This window comes from Enterococcus sp. HMSC078F03 (assembly GCF_001811595.1).
GTDB lineage: Bacteria > Bacillota > Bacilli > Lactobacillales > Enterococcaceae > Enterococcus > Enterococcus faecalis.
This window is the reverse complement of the sequence record NZ_KV805603.1, coordinates 1-22,317: the sequence shown is the minus strand read 5'-3', so window position 1 is coordinate 22,317 and position 22,317 is coordinate 1. Positions and strand designations below refer to the sequence as shown.

General features: G+C 36.5%; 23 protein-coding genes and 1 tRNA gene. 17 read left to right on the top strand and 7 right to left on the bottom strand.

Annotation, left to right across the window (positions count from 1 at the left end; translation table 11 throughout):
• Positions 1 to 74: 74 nt before the first annotated feature.
• The gene (locus HMPREF2810_RS14770) at positions 75 to 1,019 is read right to left on the bottom strand and encodes an endo-beta-N-acetylglucosaminidase (protein ID WP_002382461.1); all 945 of its coding nucleotides are present in this window, start codon (positions 1,017 to 1,019) and stop codon (positions 75 to 77) included.
• A gap of 157 nt (positions 1,020 to 1,176) precedes the next feature.
• Entirely contained in the window at positions 1,177 to 1,758 is a 582-nt protein-coding gene (locus HMPREF2810_RS14765; RefSeq protein WP_002359392.1) for a YdcF family protein, read from the bottom strand.
• A 181-nt stretch (positions 1,759 to 1,939) separates the two neighbouring features.
• On the opposite strand from HMPREF2810_RS14765, the gene HMPREF2810_RS14760 reads away from it, so the two are divergent.
• From HMPREF2810_RS14760 to HMPREF2810_RS14720, 9 genes are all read left to right on the top strand, one after another.
• Entirely contained in the window at positions 1,940 to 2,734 is a 795-nt protein-coding gene (locus HMPREF2810_RS14760; RefSeq protein WP_227331117.1) for an aminoglycoside 6-adenylyltransferase, read from the top strand.
• 155 nt (positions 2,735 to 2,889) lie between these two features.
• The gene (locus HMPREF2810_RS14755; RefSeq protein ID WP_002382467.1) at positions 2,890 to 4,335 is read left to right on the top strand and encodes a L,D-transpeptidase family protein; all 1,446 of its coding nucleotides are present in this window, start codon (positions 2,890 to 2,892) and stop codon (positions 4,333 to 4,335) included.
• A gap of 164 nt (positions 4,336 to 4,499) precedes the next feature.
• Positions 4,500 to 4,679 carry a 2-hydroxymuconate tautomerase gene (locus tag HMPREF2810_RS14750; protein WP_002356318.1) on the top strand — a complete coding sequence of 60 codons (180 nt, stop codon included), beginning with the start codon at positions 4,500 to 4,502 and terminating at the stop codon, positions 4,677 to 4,679.
• A 396-nt stretch (positions 4,680 to 5,075) separates the two neighbouring features.
• Positions 5,076 to 7,013, top strand: a complete 1,938-nt coding sequence (gene thrS, locus HMPREF2810_RS14745) for a threonine--tRNA ligase (RefSeq protein ID WP_002359397.1) — start codon at positions 5,076 to 5,078, stop codon at positions 7,011 to 7,013.
• A 165-nt stretch (positions 7,014 to 7,178) separates the two neighbouring features.
• Positions 7,179 to 9,314: a peptidoglycan D,D-transpeptidase FtsI family protein gene (locus tag HMPREF2810_RS14740; protein ID WP_002359399.1), complete on the top strand. Its 2,136-nt coding sequence runs from the start codon at positions 7,179 to 7,181 to the stop codon at positions 9,312 to 9,314.
• Positions 9,315 to 9,439: 125 nt separating this feature from the next.
• Positions 9,440 to 9,589 carry a 50S ribosomal protein L33 gene (gene rpmG / locus HMPREF2810_RS14735; protein WP_002356321.1) on the top strand — a complete coding sequence of 50 codons (150 nt, stop codon included), beginning with the start codon at positions 9,440 to 9,442 and terminating at the stop codon, positions 9,587 to 9,589.
• Positions 9,590 to 9,684: 95 nt separating this feature from the next.
• A tRNA-Ser gene (locus HMPREF2810_RS14730) sits at positions 9,685 to 9,774 on the top strand.
• An 89-nt stretch (positions 9,775 to 9,863) separates the two neighbouring features.
• Positions 9,864 to 10,115: a hypothetical protein gene (locus HMPREF2810_RS14725; protein ID WP_002382470.1), complete on the top strand. Its 252-nt coding sequence runs from the start codon at positions 9,864 to 9,866 to the stop codon at positions 10,113 to 10,115.
• A gap of 255 nt (positions 10,116 to 10,370) precedes the next feature.
• Positions 10,371 to 11,435: an FUSC family protein gene (locus HMPREF2810_RS14720; RefSeq protein WP_002382471.1), complete on the top strand. Its 1,065-nt coding sequence runs from the start codon at positions 10,371 to 10,373 to the stop codon at positions 11,433 to 11,435.
• A 62-nt stretch (positions 11,436 to 11,497) separates the two neighbouring features.
• On the opposite strand, the gene HMPREF2810_RS14715 is transcribed toward HMPREF2810_RS14720, so the two are convergent.
• Together HMPREF2810_RS14715 and HMPREF2810_RS14710 are read right to left on the bottom strand one after the other, a co-directional pair.
• A complete protein-coding gene (locus HMPREF2810_RS14715; protein WP_002388440.1) occupies positions 11,498 to 13,000 on the bottom strand; it encodes a glucosyltransferase domain-containing protein in 1,503 nt (500 codons plus the stop codon).
• 535 nt (positions 13,001 to 13,535) lie between these two features.
• A complete protein-coding gene (locus HMPREF2810_RS14710) occupies positions 13,536 to 14,111 on the bottom strand; it encodes a DUF805 domain-containing protein (RefSeq protein ID WP_002379789.1) in 576 nt (191 codons plus the stop codon).
• Positions 14,112 to 14,276: 165 nt separating this feature from the next.
• Here HMPREF2810_RS14710 and HMPREF2810_RS14705 point away from each other — a divergent pair, with 165 nt between their 5' ends.
• The 6 genes from HMPREF2810_RS14705 to HMPREF2810_RS14680 all read left to right on the top strand — a co-directional run bounded on the left by HMPREF2810_RS14705 (position 14,277) and on the right by HMPREF2810_RS14680 (position 18,020).
• A complete protein-coding gene (locus tag HMPREF2810_RS14705; protein WP_002382473.1) occupies positions 14,277 to 15,047 on the top strand; it encodes an alpha/beta fold hydrolase in 771 nt (256 codons plus the stop codon).
• 87 nt (positions 15,048 to 15,134) lie between these two features.
• Complete coding sequence (locus HMPREF2810_RS14700; protein ID WP_002382474.1) at positions 15,135 to 15,677, top strand: 5-formyltetrahydrofolate cyclo-ligase; 543 nt, start codon at positions 15,135 to 15,137, stop codon at positions 15,675 to 15,677.
• 10 nt (positions 15,678 to 15,687) lie between these two features.
• On the top strand, positions 15,688 to 16,398 hold the full coding sequence (locus HMPREF2810_RS14695; protein ID WP_002382475.1) for a rhomboid family intramembrane serine protease: 711 nt from the start codon (positions 15,688 to 15,690) through the stop codon (positions 16,396 to 16,398).
• A 17-nt stretch (positions 16,399 to 16,415) separates the two neighbouring features.
• Entirely contained in the window at positions 16,416 to 16,634 is a 219-nt protein-coding gene (locus HMPREF2810_RS14690; RefSeq protein WP_002356332.1) for a YqgQ family protein, read from the top strand.
• Complete coding sequence (locus HMPREF2810_RS14685; RefSeq protein ID WP_002382477.1) at positions 16,635 to 17,606, top strand: ROK family glucokinase; 972 nt, start codon at positions 16,635 to 16,637, stop codon at positions 17,604 to 17,606.
• Positions 17,607 to 17,621: 15 nt separating this feature from the next.
• Complete coding sequence (locus HMPREF2810_RS14680; protein WP_002356334.1) at positions 17,622 to 18,020, top strand: rhodanese-like domain-containing protein; 399 nt, start codon at positions 17,622 to 17,624, stop codon at positions 18,018 to 18,020.
• Positions 18,021 to 18,071: 51 nt separating this feature from the next.
• On the opposite strand, the gene HMPREF2810_RS14675 is transcribed toward HMPREF2810_RS14680, so the two are convergent.
• The gene (locus HMPREF2810_RS14675) at positions 18,072 to 18,470 is read right to left on the bottom strand and encodes a hypothetical protein (protein WP_002416078.1); all 399 of its coding nucleotides are present in this window, start codon (positions 18,468 to 18,470) and stop codon (positions 18,072 to 18,074) included.
• Positions 18,471 to 18,490: 20 nt separating this feature from the next.
• A complete protein-coding gene (locus HMPREF2810_RS14670) occupies positions 18,491 to 19,117 on the bottom strand; it encodes a hypothetical protein (RefSeq protein ID WP_227280392.1) in 627 nt (208 codons plus the stop codon).
• A gap of 366 nt (positions 19,118 to 19,483) precedes the next feature.
• Here HMPREF2810_RS14670 and HMPREF2810_RS14665 point away from each other — a divergent pair, with 366 nt between their 5' ends.
• The gene (locus HMPREF2810_RS14665; protein WP_002362343.1) at positions 19,484 to 19,834 is read left to right on the top strand and encodes a DUF488 domain-containing protein; all 351 of its coding nucleotides are present in this window, start codon (positions 19,484 to 19,486) and stop codon (positions 19,832 to 19,834) included.
• Between the two features lie 13 nt (positions 19,835 to 19,847).
• The gene (locus HMPREF2810_RS14660; protein ID WP_002382480.1) at positions 19,848 to 21,686 is read left to right on the top strand and encodes an FAD/NAD(P)-binding protein; all 1,839 of its coding nucleotides are present in this window, start codon (positions 19,848 to 19,850) and stop codon (positions 21,684 to 21,686) included.
• Between the two features lie 162 nt (positions 21,687 to 21,848).
• Here the strand turns inward: HMPREF2810_RS14660 and HMPREF2810_RS14655 are convergent, their stop codons facing one another.
• Positions 21,849 to 22,016: a DUF3042 family protein gene (locus HMPREF2810_RS14655; protein ID WP_002356337.1), complete on the bottom strand. Its 168-nt coding sequence runs from the start codon at positions 22,014 to 22,016 to the stop codon at positions 21,849 to 21,851.
• Positions 22,017 to 22,317: the final 301 nt, after the last annotated feature.

Below are 22,317 nucleotides of genomic sequence, written 5' to 3'. Positions count from 1 at the left end.
TCTCGGAGTTAAACGCTTCTGTCCCGACCTCTTTAACTCATTACATGTTGGCGCTTGTAGACACGAGATAATAATTAAGGTGTTGGAACAGTTGGTGAATAGTTCGTTTTTCGACCATAAAGTTCTTGTGTCGCCGCCGAGATATACGCAGATGAATCTTTTCCTGGGAGGTTATACATTAGATAAATACCATATTGCTCCGCTTTTGTACGTTTAGCATATTGCGCAGCTAGATTTTGATTGACACCAACTTCAACGGCAGAAGCACCTAAACGAGAAGCAGGCATCCCCGCAATTTGTGGCGGATTCCAGGTACTATAATAAGGATTCCAAGCATAATCAATTAAAGAACTCATTTGAGGATTAGCAGAAGAGTTCGCAGCCGCTGGTCCAATATTATAAAAAGTAATTAATTTATCATTGCCTAAGCGATTTCTTAAGGCTTGAAGTAACCAAATGAACGAAGAATTATTTGGTTGAGGCGTCCCATTTTTTCCGTATTCAGCATACTCATCATCAAAATCAATACCATCTAAATGATACGTATTAACGACTTGTTCTAATTGAGCTGCAAAGGCATCCGCACTTTCGTAAGTTGGGAAATTAGCAAAGCCAGCGCCTTCATGGTTGCCTAAAATAGACAATAGGACTTTAGTGCCGCGTGCTTGAACTGGACGAATTTGTGTTTCAGCTTCGTTTAAAGTTTGTTGGACCCGTTCATTGAGATATAAGTAAGGTTTTTTATTGACCGTATCATAATTAATATTGGCTGCAAAAATAATCCCCATATCAAAAGCAGGTTGATTGGTTCCAGCTAAAGTATATTTTCCCACATTGTTAAAATCGTGGTTGTTTACTTCTACATACATGACTGTTTTAGGTGTAACAGTTGATGCTGCTTGTACTTCAAATGCAGGTAGTGCAAATAATAACCCACCGACTAAAAGGATCAAACTTAAAAAAGTTGAAATAATCCCTGTTTTCTTGTTAAAAAAATGAGTGCTCAATTGATGCCCCATAACTTTCTCCTCCTATAAAATAAATATTATTTGTAAGCGCTAACAAAGATATGTTATCATTTTTATAATTTAAACACAAGAAGAAGAGAACAAAAGTGAGCAAATCCACAGAATAAAAAAGCGTCCTTCGCAAAATGATCTTGCGAAGGATGCACTTTTACCAATCAAAGAGTAAGGCATAGCCTAAAGAAAGCAGCTCTCGACCAAAATTTTTGATATCTTTTGGAAAAGAAGAAGCCGCAGTGATGCCTGAAACATTTGAGATACCTGCTCGCTTGGCTAAAAGTTGCGAGCGATACATGTGAAAGTCACTAGTAACAATCACTAGCCGTTTAAAAGAAAGGAGTTTTTGTGAATTGACAATATTTTCTTTGGTGCGTGTGGCACGATTTTCTAAGAGAATCTGTTTTTCTGGAACACCTTTATTTAGCAAGTATTGTTTCATAACCGCGGCTTCCGTAGCCGGCTCATCTGCTCCTTGCCCTCCGCTAACAATAACGGGTGTCTCGGGGTGTTGTTTAATATAGGGGATAGCCACATCTAACCGAGCTTGCAAAACACGGCTGGGCAGTGCGGTTTCTTTAGACGTTCCTAAAACACGGGCCCCTAAAATTAAAATAGCATCTGGTTTATCGGTGGGTTGCGTATTTTTGCCAGTAAAAATAAGTAGACCTAAAATCAAAAGAATACAAAAGCCAAAACTGACAATGGATAAACTTGTTATTTTTAACCAATGCATGAAACATCCCTCCTTGTAATGTTAGTGTATACGAAGTACCATAGAAAAAGCGATAGAAAACAAAAGACTTATAAAAAAATCTATGTTTTAATAGAAACTTTTGAAGAGAGGGAGCGAGTGAATGCGTACAGAAGAAGAAATGTTTCAACTTATTATGGATGTAGCAAAACAATAAGAACACATTCGAGCCGTGGGAATGGTGGGTTCTCGCACGAATGTGAAAGTGCCAAAAGATAGTTTTCAAGATTTCGACATTGTTTATATTATAGAACCATGTGCTGAGTTTTTTGAAACAGCAACGTGGACAGCAAAATTTGGTCAACCATTAATTATGCAACGTCCCAAGGAAATGACCTTATTTCCCACAGAACCGAAGACGCGGGAAACATTTTTAATGTTATTTGAAGATGGTCAACGTATCGATTTAACGTTGTGTCCTCTCGCAGAAAAAGACAATTGGCATGAAGGCGATTCTTTAGCAATTATCTTGTTAGACAAAGATGAAAATTTGCCACCTTTACCTGTAGCATCTGATAAAAATTATACAGTAACAGCTCCGGATCAGCAGCAATTTAACGATTGTTGCAATGAATTTTGGTGGGTTAGTACGTATGTAGTTAAGGGGCTTTGTCGGAATGAACTATTTTACGCTGTCACACATCTCTATGAATATTGTCAGCAGGAACTGTTGCGCTTGCTTTCTTGGCAAGCGGCTTGGCAGGAACCGGAGCCAATTTCTGTTGGGAAACAATTTAAGTATCTGAAAAATTATGTCACTCCTGACACGATGGATCAATTAGCATCGTTGCTGGATTTTTCTAGTAAAGAAGCTTGTTGGAACAGCTTAATAAAGACACAAGCCTTTTTTGACGTCGTCGCTCAGGATTTTGCTAAAATGGCCCAGTTTACGTATTATTTACAAGAAGCAAAAAAAGTCACAGAGTATACAAATTCTTTAAGATTAAAGGATTTATAAGGAAAATAAGCTGAAAACAACGTAAAAATAGTGTATAATTGAAAAAATTAATCTGCGAGAGAAAGGGAACTTTTTTTGATTGTAGATCACCGCAGTTGTTTGTTGCCTAGACTCTAAGAAATAAACCTAAAATTATTGATATAAAGGATGAACAAATGAAAAAAGAAGAAATGCAAGTGCGTAATACACGTCGTCAAAAATCAGGAAAAAATAATAAAAAGAAAGTAATTATTACTTCTTTGGTTGGACTAGCTCTGGTTGCTGGGGGCAGCTATGTTTATTTTCAAAGTCACTTTTTACCAACCACAAAAGTAAATGGAGTTTCTGTAGGCTGGTTAAATGTAAATGCCGCGGAAGAAAAATTAGCGCAAGTTAATCAAACCGAAGAAGTTGTGGTTCAAACGGGTGCAAAAGAAGAAAAAATTCAACTTCCTAAAAAATACCAATTGGATCAAAAATTTTTAAAAGACCATTTACACAGTAGCAAGGTGAAGCTACCGTTAAACGAGGCATTCAAAAAAGAACTAGAAGCCAAATTAGCGACTTTAAGTTTTCCAGAGGGGAAACCAAGCAAAAATGCGAGTATTCGTCGAGGCAATGGCACTTTTGAAATTGTTCCCGAAGAACAAGGCACAGTAGTGGACACACAGCGCTTAAATCAGCAGATTATTGCGGATGTTGAAGCGGGAAAAGGCAACTATCAATACAATGCCAAAGATTTTTATAAAGCCCCTGAAATTACAAAAGAGGATCAAACGTTAAAGGCGACATTGACAACGCTCAATAACAAGTTAAATAAAACAATTACAGTTGATATTAATGGTGAAAAAGTAGCCTTTGATAAAACACAAATTCAAAACGTGCTGAATGATGATGGCACAATCAACAAAGAAAAACTAACTACTTGGGTGACACAATTAGAAACAACATATGGTTCTGCTAATCAACCAGTTTTATTTACAGATGTTCACGGCACGACACGTCGTTTTAAAAACAACGGAAGTTATGGCTGGTCGATTGATGGGGCCAAAACGCAAGAACTACTAGTAAACGCGCTGAATAGCCAAGAACAAACGAATGCAATCACTGCTCCGTTGGTTGGCGATACCAAAGAAAATAGTAAAATAGCCAATAATTACATTGAAATTGATTTAAAAGATCAAAAAATGTATTGTTTCATTGATGGCAAAAAAATAGTCACCACAGATGTCATTACTGGCAGATATAACAAAGGAACCGCAACAGTACCAGGATTCCATACAATTTTATATCGGACAACCGATGTGAATTTAGAAGGTCAAATGCTCGATGGTTCTCGATACAGTGTGCCAGTAAAATATTGGATGCCGTTATTAAGTCAAGGGGGCGTTGTCACACAAATTGGGATTCATGACTCCGACCATAAATTGGATAAGTATGGCGATAAAGAAGCCTTTAAAACCGATGCTGGTAGTAATGGCTGTATCAATACGCCAGGAACAGAAGTTTCAAAAATCTTTGATGTATCCTATGACGGAATGCCGGTAATTATTTACGGACATATCTATGATGATGCACCAGGTGAATTTGATAAACCTGTGGATTACGGCGAAGAAGTATAAAAAGAGATATTAGGTAAGACCGTACTTTGGTCCAGCGATGTATCTGAAAAGTAAAAATTGGAGACGTCAGCGTAACGACTGACGTCCCCAATTTTTTATTGACAAGCGTCATAACCCGCTCTATGATACAAACAGAACAAGCAATTTAAATTGGGGGAACGAAGATGCCATTTGTACATGTAGAATTAATTGAAGGCCGCACAGAAGAACAGTTAACTAATATGGTCAAAGATATTACAGAAGCTGTGTCAAAAAACGCTGGTGCACCAAAAGAGAATATCCATGTGATTGTCAATGAATTGAAAAAAGACCGCTATGCACAAGGCGGCGAATGGAAAAAATAAGTTTTCAGAGAATTTCTGTTGAATCACTTGCTTTTTCTGAAAATAAGTGGTTAAATAAGTGCATAAATGATTGATGAGAAAGACAACTGAACTTGCCCGCGATCTATTAGAGAGGAAAATCTTGGCTGAAAATTTTCCAGATTGGCACAAGGGATGACCACTTTCGAAACCTTTGTTGAAACAAAGGCGGTCGCACCGTTAACACGCTAGAGGAACACAGATTATTTGTGTTCAAAATTAGGTGGAACCACGATATTTTCGTCCTAGTATTCGTTAGAATACTAGGACTTTTTGTTTTTTAACAAGGGGAACAGGTGGCTGTTTCGTTTCATTGTGAAAAACAGGAACACAATGAAACGCTTCAAATCAAAAAAATTAAAAGGAGAGAATTTTATTATGTCTATTCACATTACTTTTCCAGATGGCGCTGTTAAACCGTTTGATTCTGGGGTTACAACATTTGATGTTGCTAAAAGTATTAGCAACAGTTTAGCCAAAAAAGCTTTAGCTGGTAAATTCAATGGTGTTTTAATCGATTTAGATCGTCCTATCGTAGAAGATGGTTCGCTTGAAATCGTGACACCTGATCATGAAGATGCTTTAGGAATTTTACGTCATTCATCAGCTCATTTAATGGCTAATGCCTTACGTCGTCTTTTCCCTAACATTAAATTTGGCGTAGGTCCTGCGATTGATTCTGGGTTCTACTATGATACAGATAATGGGGAATCCCCTGTGACAGCGGAAGATTTACCTGCAATTGAAGCCGAAATGATGAAAATTGTGAAGGAAAATAACCCAATCGTTCGTAAAGAAATCTCACGTGCAGAAGCGTTAGAATTATTTGCTGATGATCCTTACAAAGTTGAATTAATTACAGATTTACCAGAAGATGAAATCATCACTGTCTATGATCAAGGCGATTTTGTTGATTTATGTCGTGGTGTTCACGTCCCTTCAACAGGACGGATTCAAGTCTTTAAATTACTTTCAGTAGCTGGTGCTTATTGGCGCGGAAACTCTGACAATCACATGATGCAACGAATTTATGGCACTGCCTTTTTCGATAAAAAAGATTTAAAAGAATTTATCAAAATGCGCGAGGAAGCCAAAGAACGTGACCACCGTAAATTAGGAAAAGAATTAGATTTATTTATGGTTTCACAAGAAGTTGGTTCAGGGTTACCTTTCTGGTTACCAAAAGGCGCAACCATTCGTCGTACAATTGAACGTTATATTGTGGACAAAGAAATTAGCTTAGGTTACCAACATGTGTATACACCAATTATGGCAGATGTGGAATTATATAAAACATCTGGTCACTGGGATCATTACCATGAAGATATGTTCCCACCAATGGATATGGGCGATGGCGAAATGCTGGTATTACGTCCAATGAATTGTCCACACCATATGATGGTTTATAAAAATGACATTCATAGTTACCGCGAATTGCCAATTCGAATCGCTGAATTAGGGATGATGCACCGCTATGAAAAATCTGGTGCATTATCAGGGTTACAACGTGTTCGTGAAATGACTTTAAACGATGGCCATACTTTTGTTCGTCCTGACCAAATTAAAGACGAATTTAAACGTACTTTGGAGTTAATGGTGGCAGTCTATGCTGACTTTAACATTACGGATTATCGTTTCCGCTTAAGCTATCGTGATCCAAATAATACAGACAAATATTTTGATGATGATGCGATGTGGGAAAAAGCGCAAGCGATGTTAAAAGCTGCCATGGATGAATTAGAATTAGATTACTTTGAAGCAGAAGGCGAAGCTGCCTTTTACGGTCCGAAGTTAGATGTTCAAGTAAAAACAGCTTTAGGAATGGAAGAAACATTATCAACCATCCAATTAGACTTCTTATTACCAGAACGGTTTGACTTAACTTATGTTGGCGAAGATGGTGAAAATACGCATCGTCCAGTTGTTATCCACCGTGGTATTGTCTCAACAATGGAACGATTTGTGGCTTACTTAACAGAAGTTTACAAAGGCGCTTTCCCTACTTGGTTAGCACCAATTCAAGCAACTATTATCCCAGTTTCTGTAGAAGCGCATTCTGAGTATGCTTATGAAATCAAAGAACGTTTACAAGCACAAGGCTTACGTGTTGAAGTCGATGATCGTAACGAAAAAATGGGCTACAAAATTCGGGCCTCTCAAACCCAAAAAGTACCTTATCAATTAGTGGTCGGGGACAAAGAAATGGAAGACGCAACGGTGAACGTCCGTCGTTATGGAAGCAAAGAAACGTCTGTTGAAGATTTATCAATTTTCATTGACAGCATGGCTGCTGAAGTTCACAATTACAGCCGTTAAAAAAAGAGAAAAAGTCAAAAGGACTTCTGAATTCAGAAGTCCTTTTGACTTTTTTTTAACAAAAAAATAATTAAATATTTCCTTAGAGCTGGGAATAATCCTGATTTTTTGACTATTTTTTGTTACAATGAGAATGCGAAACTTTTTAGTGAAGGGACTAGAGGTATGAAGAAAAACTCATTTATAGATAAAATAAAAAAAACAGATGCCGCAGCAAAGAGTCAACGAGGTAGAAAGCCACATATTCCTTTTCGATTGAACTTATTATTTTTTGTGATATTTACTTTATTTGTTTCATTAATTGTCCGTTTAGGGTATTTACAGATTGTTGAAGGAGAAGAGTTTAACAAAAAAATTACTGCCAATTCTTCACTACAAATCACCACACCATCCCCTCGAGGACAAATTTATGATTCACAAGGAAAAGTCTTGGTTTCTAACAAAGCCAATTTAGCAATCACTTACACACGAGGAAAAAATATTGAAGGAAAAGATATTTTACCGATTGCGAATAAAGTCAACGAACTTATTAACGTTCCAGTTGATCCAAACTTAACGGACCGTGATAAAAAAGATTATTGGTTAGCGAATCCTGAAAATTTAAAAGCAGCCCAAGCCCGTTTAACCGATCAAGATAAAGAAGATGAAAAAGGCAACAAAATTACGGACGAAGGCACATTATATGCCAAAGCCGTTGAAAAAGTCACCCCTGAAGAAATTGCGTTTGATGACCGAACCTTACAAGCAGTGACGATTTTTAAACGAATGAATGCAGCGTCACAAATGAACACGGTCTTCATCAAGAATGAAGGGGTAACAGAAGGTGAAATTGCGACAATTGGTGAACACACAGCGGAAATATCTGGTGTTTCAACAGGGACTGATTGGACGCGTGATTATTCTCAAAGTGGTGCATTACGTAGCCTGTTGGGCACCGTTTCAACTGAAAAACAAGGATTGCCAGCCGAAGAAGTCGATGAATATTTGAAAAAAGGCTATGCACGAAATGACCGTGTTGGAACTAGCTATTTAGAAAAACAATATGAAGACGTTCTACAAGGTAAAAAAGCAAAATCAGAAGTCGTTTTAGACAATAACGGAAAGATTGTTTCACAAACCCCAATTTCCAAAGGGGAAAAAGGCTCCAACTTAAAATTAACGATTGATTCAAATTTCCAAAACAAAGTTGATGAAATTTTACAACGAAACTATTCACAAATAGTCAAAACCATTGGACCATACTCAGAAAATGCGTATGTCGTTGCTATGAACCCTCAAACAGGTGCTATTTTAGCAATGTCAGGATTTCATCATGATTTAGCAACTGGAGAAGTCACACCTAATCCTTTAGCACCTATTTTGAATTCTGAAGTTCCTGGATCAGTTGTGAAAGCAGGTACTTTAACAGCTGGTTATGAAACAGGCGTCATTAAAGGCAATGATGTTTTAACAGATGAAGCTATTTTACTAGCAGGTAGTAATCCAAAAGCTTCTTGGTGGAATGCTTCTGGTGGAACAACCATGCAATTAACTGCGGAGCAAGCGTTAGAATATTCTTCGAATGCTTATATGATGAAATTAGTCTTTAAAATGATGGGTGTGAATTATTATCCCAATATGATTTTCCCTTATGAAGTAGGAGATGACACTGTCTTTAAAGAATTAAGAAAAGCTTTTGCAGAATATGGTATGGGAACGAAAACTGGAATTGATATACCAGGAGAAACAACAGGAATTCAAAACAAGGACTTTAAGGATTCGTCATCTGCGCCACAAGGCGGTAATCTTCTTGATCTATCTTTTGGACAATATGATACCTATAGCGCGTTACAATTAGCACAGTACGTTTCCACTGTCGCAAATAATGGCATCCGCGTGCAACCCCATGTGGTAGAAGGAATCTATGGCAATGATGAAAATGGAGCTTTAGGAAAAATTTTAAAAGAAATTGAACCAAAAGTTTTGAATAAGGTGAATATTTCTGAAGACCAGATAGGAATTCTTCAACAAGGTTTCTATAATGTGGTAAATGGAACTAGTCCTTTTACAACTGCACGTGGTTTAAAATCAGACAAATTTTCAATTGCTGCTAAAACAGGGACCGCCGAAACGCAAGCAACAGATGCTAATGGAGTAAACCATACAACGGTTAATAGTAACTTGGTGGCTTATGCGCCGTACGAAAATCCTGAAATTGCAATTAGCGTTGTTTTACCACACTTAAATGATGAATCTTCCAAACCAAATCAAACGATTGCCAAAGAAGTTTTAGAAGCGTATATGGAAATGTACAAAAAATAAAATTTGTAAAGTAGAACTACTTTACAAATTTGCCTAAAAGGGTAGTCAAATGACAAAAAAAATGGTATGATATTCAAGTCTAAGAAATCTCTTGGAAAGATCAATTATTAGTAGGAGGGGAAAACATGCGCGTAAACATCACTTTAGAGTGTACTTCTTGTAAAGAACGTAACTACTTAACAAATAAAAATAAACGTAACAATCCTGATCGTTTAGAAAAACAAAAATATTGCCCACGTGAAAGAAAAGTTACTTTACACCGTGAAACTAAATAATTTAGTTAGATAGAGCCTAGAATCCTTGTTGTGTAAGGGTCTAGGCTTTTTATCTATTGATTCATTACATGTTCATTTGTAGATGGAATGTAGAGGGAGGATTACCCAAGTTTGGCTGAAGGGGACGGTCTCGAAAACCGTTAGGCGAGTAACATCGTGCAAGGGTTCGAATCCCTTATCCTCCGTACCGAGAAGCAGTTGAGTTATTCGTTGCAAATAAAACGACAGAGACGTACACTTAAAGTAGAAAAATACTTAAGAAGAGGTGTCTATTATGTCAAACTATGAAGAAAAAGAAGCGCAAGCATTAGCAAAAATTGCCGACGTTTTGAACAAATTGGATGCAAGTTTAGAAGAGTTGGGCTCGCTAGATGAGGATACAAAAAAACATAGTATGAAGAAATGGATTGTTGAAAAAAAAGCCATTCATGAGATTAAAAAAATTGCACACGAAGCTGGTAAGTATGACAAGTATGATGAAAAAGAATTAGAAAAAGAAATGGATCTGTTGGAAAAGTTTATGTAAAAAAGCGCTAGCTTTTGTTCAACAGTTATTTAATTTTGAGTCTAGAATTAATCGTTTTGATTTTTTCTAGGCTTATTTTTTATGAAGTAAGCAAATCGTATCGGGAGAGGTATTGAATTAAGAAATAAAGCATGTATTGATTCAGAAAAAAAGTTGTAGTAAAATGTTCGTCACAACTACTTTTCTTATGATTTCATAGAAGGAAAAGTTGGAATAATGAATTGAGAAGAGTCGATTTTTAGGAGATGATTTTAGGTGACTTTTTATCAATTATTGCAGTTAGATCCATTTATTTTAAAACAAAAAATTCATCAAGCGGACACTAAAAAACAGCGGAGATATTTTTGGCGCGCCTTGTTAATAAGGGATATCTTATTAGTTTCGTTTGCGATTTTATGGGTGTCGACGATTACTTTTTTCTTTGGAAAAGCTGTAGCGCCTTTTTCAATTGTATTATTTTGTTTGCTGTTGAGTATCCGTTTCGTCTCATATGGCTACAGGGAAAAACAGGCCTTGCTTAGTTTAGGAATCGTGTTAACAATTCTAGGTGTTAGTCCATTAATTTCACTGATTTCTGTATCATTTTTACAATTGGGCCTTCATTTTATCTGCTTGCTGGCATTGTTTTTCTTAACTGGTAAAAACCCTAAAATGGGTAATCCTGGCTTGTATACGTTCTCCTACTTATATTTAGTTGGCACGGTTCACTATCAATCGTTTCAGCAATTAGAACAAACTTTCTTTGTATTAGTGTTTGCCTATTTACTTTTAGCTTTTGTTTATCATGTGAAACATAAAAAATTGGATCAAGAGATTACTTTTATACAGATGGTTACAGAAAATGGTTTTTTTAATCAAAGAAATATTTGGTTTGGTTATTACGCTTTAGGCATTAGCTTATTACTTTTTATAGGAACGCACCTTCAGATTGACCGCTTTATGTGGGCAACATTTGCTAGTTCGTCATTATTTTCTGGGTATAATACGTTTAAATTGTCTGAACGAGCAAAAGAACGAATAATAGGGATCGTTATTGGTTCTCTAGTATCGGCTATCTTGTTATTTTATATACCAACGAACCTACTTGGTATTTTAGGAGGACTTTGTTTAGGCTTATGCACATCTTATAAAAGTAAAACGATTTTTAATTGTGTTGGTGCTATCATGGCAGCTTCTATGATATTTGGGCTAGAAACAAGTCTTTACTTAAGAATTTTGTTAAATATGTTGGGGCTAGCTTACGGTTTGCTTTATCATTTTGTCTTTGTAAAAACTATGTCCTATTGCAATCGCAAGCAGTGGCTGAAATTTTCTGAATGAGTAGATTGTATATGCAGAGAGAAAGGACTATTGTCCCACTCTCAAAAAGATGAAATACCAAATTATTTTGACAAATTAACAACAATACAATCATCTACCACTCGGATAGAATCTTTGCTAGGCCAGACATTCATTTCCGCTTGTAAAGCTTTGTGTTTTTCAAAATCTTCTGGTGTAGGATCATTAAAATTTAATCCAAATGTTTTCATATAGAGTAAAGTATTTAAACTAGTATGCACCGAGTTAGGCATGAATTCAAATAATGAGACACCGTTTGTTTCACCTTTTATATTTGAAACATTCCGAGGAGAACGATTTCCATACATTAAAAGTTTATAGGATTCAGGATTCTCAATTTCCATTGAATAAATATTATTTGTAATCATTTCCGCAGTACGTAAATCTTCTTCCGCTGTTAGATACTCAGAATATTCTAGGTTGGTTGTTTCCCGAACTTGAATAAAAGTAAAGAAAATCACTATACCAATTAATAAATGTTTAAGCACAAAGTTGTATCCCCAGTAAATCATAATAAAGATGAGTAATAACGCTAAAACAGCAGGGAAGTTAGGTACTTCACCTCTAATTGCTGGACGTTTTCCACCTAAAATTGTAAACATAAGTGGAGTGATTAGAATACCTAACAAGGTAATAAAGATGAAAAAAACATTTTTGCGTTTTAGATAGGACATATTAATTAATACAATGACCAGTAAAAGAACACATATCAAAAACAGCGGTGTAAAAAAAGTGTCTCCGACTTGAGGGAAGAATAGTTCTTTGGCGTAATCTTTAATATCATTGATAGAATCTATCAAGGGACGTTTACCCCAAAGAATCATATTATCTAGATAGGAGCTTTCAACGTTTAAAACTTTTTTCGCTAACATCGCCATTAGTTGAGATAGAACGAGAGATGAAATAGCTAGTAGAATAAAATGGCCGATTTTGAAGGCATAGTCTTTAAAAGAAATTTTAAGATCATTTAACTGAGCAAAATACAATGCCATTAAAATTTTGAATAAAATTAAGGTACACGCAAATACAAAGAATGATTGGTACATAGTAAGTGTAAATGCCAGCAACAAAAAGCCGAATAATTTAAAAATTTTATTGGGAATATGGTAAATAGCAATGAGAGAAAGTATAACCAAACAGATACCTAATGAAAATTCAAAATTTTGTAGGACGAAGTAAAATTGTTCGCTAAATAATTGACTGGTTGGAAAAATACTTGGGATAATATATAAATACTTTTTGTTATAAATCTGCTTAGTTGAAAGATCAACATAATAGCACAACAAGATAGTGGCGATAGCAAAGAAAATAATAGCTAATAAATTTAAAAAATAAACATTTACATAGTTGTATGTTAAAAGCTTTAAAGCTACTAATCCTGGTCTACCAATGGAAACCCAATGTTTTAAGTAGCCTCTGTAGTTAGTCATTAAGTGCATAGTATCAATAGCGTAAGTATTGTTAAATAGTTTAATACCATAAGTAGCAAAGACCATCAAAAAGCTGTAGATGGCTAAGCCTTTGTTTTCTTTAATAAAATGTTTCATTTTTCTCTCCTGTCTTTTTTTCTTGTTTACCAACTTGTTTTGTAAAAAATATTGAGGAATCGCATGCGTACGAATTATTTAATTTATCTTCATTAGTAAAAGTAACCGTTTCCGTTTATTGTTAAAAAAACATAACGATATAGTTTTTTATCTGCTCTTGTGCATAACTTTATAATCAGTTATATGGTGATGTGAAATGTGTCTATAACAAATTAATTATAGAACAAGTGTATCTTAAATGCTATATAATCTAGGAATAGTCAGATAAAAATTTAAGGTGCCAAATTTGTGAAGTTGATAGTAGTTAAATGTAAATCATTTGTGGTACTCAATCTAACAGAGGAAAAATTTTTTATAAAACAATAAAAAGAGAGCTGATCAATAATGCTCAGTTCAGAGATATTGATCAGGCTCAAATGAGGACTATCTAAATATGATTGAAACTTACTATAATACTAGACACTCTTGGTAATCAATATTTTCAGTAACTTTAAAAGTAGTTCTGCGAAGTTCCTCAATTCATTCCGCTTATTGATTACTTCACTTCTTTGTAACGGAAGAAGAAGCGTAAGACGCTATTTTGGCTAGTTGTTGTTAGTTTATCTGTCGGTAAGACTGTTAGTAAGAAGAAAAACAGACTAATCACAAGAGTGAAAAATAAGAAGACGGGACTGCCACCTGTTATCACAGTATCTGTTTGAACGTCATATTTAAAAGTTGACATAACAGAGAAAACTTGTGTATAGCTACAGGCAATAGAAAGTAGATATAAAACAAGCACGCCCCAACCTGTCATCCCAGCATCACGATAACGACGTACACACATTGCCCACGTTGGTAATAATAAAGCTAACCATAAAACAAGCGCAAAAAGCATCAACGGTAATAAGTTCCCAAAATCATAGGTTTCAAAATATTCAGCTGCTAAAATTGCTGACACGGCTTTGCCGACAATGGCAATATAAAAAATAAGTGCTAAAATGCTTAATACCAGTGTCATCCACCAATAACCAGCACGTGTGGTCCGACCTTTAAAATCAACATATCCACGAAAATAATCTTTAAAAGCTTGTCCAAATGTTACTTTGCCTTTTTCCTCAATTTTAACCATAAAAACACCCCTTTGTATTTAATAAAATGATTATAACGGAAAGTAATAAAATAGGAAAATGCGAATTCGCATATTTTGTGATTTTTTTGATAAATCATATAAAGAGCAGGTTTTATCAAAAAACGGTAAAATAAGAGAAGATATTTTATAATGGAGGAATCATGAATGAAAATCAGTATTAGACATCGCTACATAGCAAAAATTCCAGCATTAGAAGTGACAACAGAAGAGCAAAAAAACGAAGCATTACCTCTAATTGTTTACTATCATGGTTGGCAATCGGCAAAAGAATTATCTTTAACACAAGCAAGAAAATTAGCACACGAGGGGTTTCGGGTCATTTTACCAGATGCCATGAACCACGGAGAAAGAAAAACAGGACCTATTTCCACGATTCCTTCGATTACATTTTGGAGTAGCATTCAATATAATTTGATTGAATTTCCAGTAATTATCCATCATTTTCATAAATTAGGGTTGATTAAAGAAAATTGGATTGGCGTGGGTGGTGTATCCATGGGCGGTATTACTACCAGCGCTCTTATGACCCAACATCCTGAGATTCAAGCTGCTACTTGCTTAATGGGAACACCCTATCCGGCGCGCTATATTCAGCGAGTGATTCAACGGGCGAAAGAATTTGCTATTTTTGTGCCTAAAGACTTGCCACTATTGCTAAGTTGGGTGCATCAATACGATTTATCACAAACGCCAGAAAGACTGCAAGAACGACCGATGCTGTTTTGGCATGGAACGGAAGATGAAAAAATTCCCTATGAAGATATGGCTGATTTTGAACAATTAGTGTCTGGGAAAACGTATGCGAGAAATACGCAATTTATAACGGAAATCGGTGAGCGGCATTTAGTGAAAGGGGAAACAATGGATTTGGTTGTTGACTTTTTTAAAGAAGCGTCAAAAACGTTAGAAAAATAACGGGATTTTTCAAAGAGAAAAGGGGAATCAGCTTGTTTTTTAAGAACACTTTCTATAAACTTAACAGAAAAGGGGTTGAAGGTGTACATGGAGAAAAACAAGTTGAGAAAAGTGGGCTTAACTGCCCTGGAATGGCTAAAACAACATCCGGAAATTAAACAACATAAAGAATCAAGTCTCTATGAACAGTTGTTTGCTAGTCAGCAATGGCAACAAGCACAAACAGTCGGAATGATTCGGTCGTTACCGCTAGAATTATCAACACAGCCAATTTTCGAACGGGCCATGCAAGAGGGCAAGCAAGTGGCGGTGCCGCGAACATTTAAAGGAGGCAAAATGCACTTTTATCAAGTCTTTCCAGAGACGGTTTATGACACCAGTGCATTTGGCGTAGAAGAACCTCCGTTAACAGCGGCAGAAATAACAGCTACAGCGATTGATTTATTGATTGTGCCAGGGATTGTTTTCAATCGGGCTGGCTATCGAATAGGCTTCGGCGGTGGTTTTTATGATCGTTATTTGGAACATTTTTCGGGCCATTCATGTAGTTTAGTTTTTAGTGAACAACTCCATGAACAATGGCAACCAGAAGCGTTTGATCAGCCAATCGAACAATTATTTATACAATAGGAGGAATGGAATGAATTATCAAACAGAAATGAAATTGAAACGGCTAAAAAATCAGCCGTTCATTACGTATGCCCTTTTAGGTATTTCAATCATTGTTTTCCTTGGATTGGAATTAACTGGAGGATCAGAAAATATTTTAAACTTAGTTAATTGGGGAGCAATGGTTCGTCCACTGGTAGCTCAAAATCATGAATACTGGCGGTTTATCACGCCAATGTTTCTTCACATTGGGTTTATGCATATTATTTTGAATATGGTTACTCTTTATTATATCGGCGCACAGGTTGAGGCAATTTATGGGCATTGGCGCTATTTGGGAATTTATTTATTGAGTGGGATTGCTGGAAATATCGCCAGTTTTGCCTTTGGGACACCCAACAGTGTCTCAGCCGGTGCTAGTACAGCGCTTTTTGGTTTGTTTGGCGCATTTGTTATTTTAGGACGCCATTTTAGAGACAATCCAGCGATTATGTATATGGTGCAACGCTATTCAATGTTTATTGTGATTAATTTGTTATTTAACTTGTTTAGTAGCTCTGTAGATATGATGGGTCATGTTGGCGGTCTAATCGGTGGACTATTAGTCGCGACGGCTTTTGCTGTTCCAAATCGTGAAAAAGCATTTAATAAGCACGAGCGAATTATGGCCACGTTAATTTTTATTTTTCTTGTCGTAATTTGTCTGTTATTGGGTTTTAAAAAATACGGTTTACCTGTATAATAAGGAAGTGTTTTCGTATGGAAACGTTATATGATGTACAACAACTTTTTAAACAGTTTGGGATGTATATTTATGTCGGTGCACGGATTTATGATATTGAGTTAATGATGATTGAATTAAAAAAATTGTATGAAGGTCAATTGGTAGACCGAGATACGTATTTACAGGCCCGGCATATTTTGCAAAGAGAGCATCGAATAGAAGAATCTAGAGGGAAGCAGAAAGGAATCGACTAAATGGATAAGAAGATTATTGGGATTGATTTAGGTGGAACGACCATCAAATTTGCTATTTTAACAACCGATGGCGTTGTTCAACAAAAATGGAGTATTGAAACGAATATTTTAGAAGATGGCAAGCACATTGTGCCATCAATTATTGAAAGTATTCGTCACCGTATAGATCTTTATAATATGAAAAAAGAAGATTTTGTGGGAATTGGTATGGGAACACCAGGAAGTGTCGACATTGAAAAAGGAACTGTTGTAGGTGCCTATAATTTAAACTGGACGACTGTACAGCCTGTCAAAGAACAAATCGAATCTGCTTTAGGAATTCCGTTTGCCTTAGATAATGATGCCAATGTTGCCGCTTTAGGTGAGCGTTGGAAAGGCGCGGGGGAAAACAATCCCGACGTGATTTTTATTACTTTAGGAACAGGTGTCGGCGGAGGCATTATTGCAGCAGGAGAATTACTCCACGGTGTTGCTGGCTGTGCTGGTGAAGTTGGGCATGTGACGGTTGATCCTAACGGCTTTGACTGTACCTGTGGGAAACGTGGCTGTTTAGAAACTGTTTCTAGTGCCACTGGTGTCGTTCGTGTTGCACGTCATTTATCAGAAGAGTTTGCAGGTGACTCTGAACTGAAACAAGCGATTGATGATGGACAAGATGTTTCAAGTAAAGACGTTTTTGAATTTGCCGAAAAAGGCGATCATTTTGCTTTAATGGTTGTGGATCGTGTTTGTTTCTATTTAGGCTTGGCCACAGGAAACTTAGGTAACACATTAAATCCAGATAGCGTGGTTATCGGTGGAGGTGTTTCTGCAGCAGGAGAATTTTTACGTAGTCGTGTCGAAAAATATTTCCAAGAATTTACCTTCCCGCAAGTTCGAAATAGTACAAAAATCAAATTAGCAGAGCTAGGTAATGAGGCCGGCGTGATTGGTGCCGCTTCACTAGCATTACAATTTTCAAAAGAGAAATAGAGAGGGCTTTTTAGAATGAGTATTTTATGGGTAATCAATGGCATTTTGCTAGTTATTGTACTAGCGATGGTATTCAATGAATTATATTTGAAAATTATGGTGAAACGTTCAGCAAAAATGCTGACGGAAGAAGAATTTAAAGAAACAATGCGTAAAGCACAAGTGATTGATGTTCGTGAGAAAGATACATTTGATGCTGGGCATATTTTAGGGGCGCGCAGCATGCCATACAGCATGTTAAAAACAACAATTGGTTCTCTTCGTAAGGATCAACCTGTTTATCTTTATGATCAGAAGAAAGCTTTAAGTATCCGAGCAGCTAATTTATTACGCAAAAATGGCTATACTGATATTTATATTTTAAAAGGCGGCTATGATGGCTGGACTGGGAAAGTGAAAAAGAGAAATAGTTAATAAAAGAGACAGAACGTATTTATCATTAATGATAAATACGTTCTGTCTCTTTTATTCGTTTAAATTGTAATGTTCTCGAATGGCTTGACGAATTTCACCTAAAGTTGTGGCGTTAGGATCGGTGTCGCTATCATAGACGATTTCATCTGGTGTGCCTTCGCCTTGAATAACTTGTCCATGAATGAAGCCTTCTAAAGCATATAAAATCGTTGTATCATCTGCTGAACTTAACTGCACCATTTCACTCCATTTTTCGAGAGGGTTTTCTTGTTTTTCTGCATCTTTCAATGCTGCTTGAATAGTGGGGTTAATTTCAGTTTTTACTGCTTGCTGTGCTGACAAAGCATCTGCTTTAACTGGCAGCAAATTTTGTTTGAAAGTAAATAAGCACACGATGCTACTGACTAGGAAAAAAAGTATCAGCGCTGGGTATAGGTTCTTTTTTTTCATGTCAATACTCCTTTCTATAGTTACCAGTTCGCAACAAGATAGCTTGCACCAGGAATTGGGTTATAGGTATAATAGGTAGTCAAATTGCCTGGACCTGTATGGTAACGAGGAGAACCTGGGTAGACGCTAATTCCGTGAGCGATACCTGTTCTATACGTATTTCGTGCCTCTGAAATACTACCAATCATAGCAGAGTCTTTAAATGTATACCAAAGAAGATAAGCTCCAGTGCCGCTTTGCGGAAAATAGTTATAACCAGCAAAGCGCCAACCGCGAGAACTGAAGGAATTTGAAGTAAGATAAGTATCTTTACGAACCATTATATTATAATTTTTGTTATTTGGTGCAGGTGAACCTCGTCTGATTAATGAAATAGTTAAGTCTTCGTTAAGTGAATATTTTTGTTTGTTTCGATACTCTTCGACTGTAATAGATAAAGGGGATGTTTCAGGTTCTACAACAGCAACTACATTTTGTGTATCAGGATCTATAATTTCAATGCCATTTCCAGAAACGATAGAACCATCAGGTAGAACAGCAATTTTTTCATCTGCCTGCATTTTATCAAGAAAAGTCTCCACACTATCAATATCTGGTGGTGATTGTTTTAATTCAGCGGCAGAAGTGACAATAGGAGGAAAAAACAAAGACAACAAACCAACACTTGTAAATCTGATAAAAATTTTTTCATAATACTCATCCATCCTTTTTTTATTTAATTAAATTGTAATAATTGTTGCTGTAGAAATCAATGGTTGTTTAATTATAAGAATTTATGATAGAACCAGTTATATTAACAAAATGATACAAGGTTTTTCAAAAAGCCATATTTAGTATCTCTTCGACTCATTTTTAGAATAGTATCAATTTTTTTATGGTTAAAAAATAATTTTTCTTTTTACTGCTAATATAAAGATATTCTTGATTTATTAGTATTTTAATTACAAGAACTTACTTTCTTTTTTGTCAGTCCTCACTTTTTGAGCTACAATAAAGAGAAGAGGTGAAGGCAGATGATTCAAATCAAGCGAGCATATGAAGCACCGACAGAGCAAGATGGCTACCGTGTTTTAGTTGACCGTGTTTGGCCACGAGGAAAATCCAAGGAATCTGAAAAGTTAGATGAATGGCTCAAAGAAGTGGCCCCAAGTACAGAGCTACGGAAATGGTTTAATCATGAAGCAAATAAATATCCTGAGTTTAAACAAAAATACCAAGAAGAATTGAAACATGAGCCAACTGCCACAGCGTTTAAGCAGTTACAGACAATTGTAAAAAATCAGCCAGTAGTCACGCTGGTCTATGGGGCGAAAGATACAGTGCATAATCAAGCGGTTGTCTTAAAAGAATTATTAGAAAAATAGAGTAGGTGATTGGATGAAAATTGCAATTGTAGGTGCTGGACCCAGAGGCTTATCAGCTGCAGAACGAGTCATTGAATGGGCTCGTAAAACGGAAATAAATATTCAGCTCACGTTGTTTGATCCATACGGTCCAGGTGGGAAAATTTGGCGAGCAGAGCAACCTAATTATTTATTAATGAACACCGTGATTAGTCAAGTCACTTTATTTACAGATGAATCTTTTAGTGGCGAAGGACCAATTGTCAAGGGACCCACTCTCTATGAATGGACCCAAACAGAAGCTGCGCAGTACATTCAACAGCAACAACCCTATAATTATCTTGAGTTGTTGAAAGAATGTCATCGCCTTGGACCGAATGATCACTGCTCGAGGGCTTTTTATGGCATGTACCAAAAATGGTTTTATACGTATTTAGCCACGCGATGTAACGAACAAACATCGCTGACGTTTTTTAAAGAGCCAGTAACTGCTGTACGGGCAGGAGAGGATAACTATTATGTGTACACCCAATCCATTGAGTTTACGGCAGACAAAGTAATTTTAGCCATGGGTCACCAAGAAAATGAATTAACGACTGTTGAACAAGAGCTTGCGGACTACGCCAAGGAGCATCGTTTGTTTTATTCTTCCCCTAAAAATGCGGCGGATGCTTTATTGGCACTTGCCAATATACCCGCAAAACAACCTGTTGTGTTAAAAGGCTTAGGTTTGGCATTTTTTGACTATTTATCTGCCTTGACGATTGGCCGCGGGGGTGTTTTTTCTCGTCAAAATGGCCGCTTACGTTATGAACCTTCTGGAAGAGAGCCTATTATTATTGCTGGTTCTGGTCGCGGTTTTCCTTCTCATCCTCGAGGGAATAATCAAAAAGGCTACGGGGAAACCTATCAGCCTGTTTTTTTAACCGAAACGTATTTAGCTGAATGTCGTAAAAAAGGACAGGTTACAGGCGCAGAGTTTTTTGGGTATTTAAAAAAAGAAGTGGAATATGTGTATTACACTTGCTTAATCGAAGAAAAATATCCGCATCTTTCTAAAGAGGCCTTTCAACAGCTGTTTATTCAAACCAAGGGAGCGCCGAAAAGCTTAGCCCACTTTGAAAAACAAGATTGGTTTGATTGGCAAGTGTTAGAACATCCTGAAACAAAGAAAACCACTCATGAACGTTTTCGTTCGTTTTTACTAGAGTATTTAAAATGGGATATTCAAGAAGCAGAGAAAGGCAATCTTAGCGGTCCTTTGACCACTGCTTTAGACAGTTTAAAAGATTTAAGAGATCAGATTCGCTTTGTTTTGGATGAAGGGTTATTAACGAATGACGAGAGTCAAAAGTGGTTGTGGCATTGGTTTACCCCGTTGAATACCTTTTTGTCAGTGGGACCTTCTGTTGAAAGAACAGAAGAGCTACAGGCGTTAGTTGAACTGGGATTAGTCACGATTCTGGGGCCAGAAATGCGTGTCGAAATGAAAGCGGGTCAATTTATTACTTATGCTAATTTGTTTCCGGAAAATCGGTATAATAGTCACTTTTTAATTGAAGCACGCATTCCCAAAGTTAATAATGAAAAAAGTTTGAATCCTTTAACGAGGCAGTTGTTAGCCGATAAGCTAGCTACGCTCCATCAACTGGCATTAGCTGATGGTCAAATAGTCAAAACAGGCGCACTCTTGATTGTGCCTGCCACGAATCAAGTCATCACAAAAGATGGACAGGTGGCGACAGGCCTTTTTAGTTGTGGTATTCCAACAGAAGGGATTCATTGGTTAACAGCCGCTGCAGCTCGTCCTGGTGTGGATCCTTGGAATATGCGCGATATGGATCGGATTGCTGCCACTATTTTTAATAGTTAAGAAAAATAGTCAGCTCCTTTGGTAAAAAAGAAAGCATAACAAGTGGTCATCCATCAAAGCGATGGATGACCACTTGTTATGCTTAAGAGAATCAACCGAGCCAGAAGCGCTCCTGTTGATTTCTTGGCGTTAGATTTTTTATCTCAACGTCACAGCTATTTTTTAACGTGCAATACGTTTACGCATCGCTTTTTTACGGTTTTCTTCAATCATATCTTCTTTTTCTTCAATTGGATCAATGACTGTTTTTTTAATAGTTGTAGCCACACCGGCTAAAGCAGCAACTGTGATAGCAGTACCGACTAACATACCTGATACAAATTTTTTCATCGTTCATTCCTTCTTTCAAATTGTATTTGTTTCTATTATGACGGAAAAAAGCAAAAAAATCCAATAGTTACAATGATTTTTCATAAACTCTACGACTAATTTAGAGATTTGTTAAAATTTACCAAGTCTTTTCTGTATTTTTATAGGAAAAATGAATAAGGAGAAATGGCCAAATTAAATCCTGTTTACAAAATGAAATAATTCAGAAGTAAACCTTATTTAATGGTACAATAGAAAAAGAAATTAGAGAGAAAAAGGAGCGTATTTATGTCTATTTTAGTATTAGGTGGCGCAGGCTACA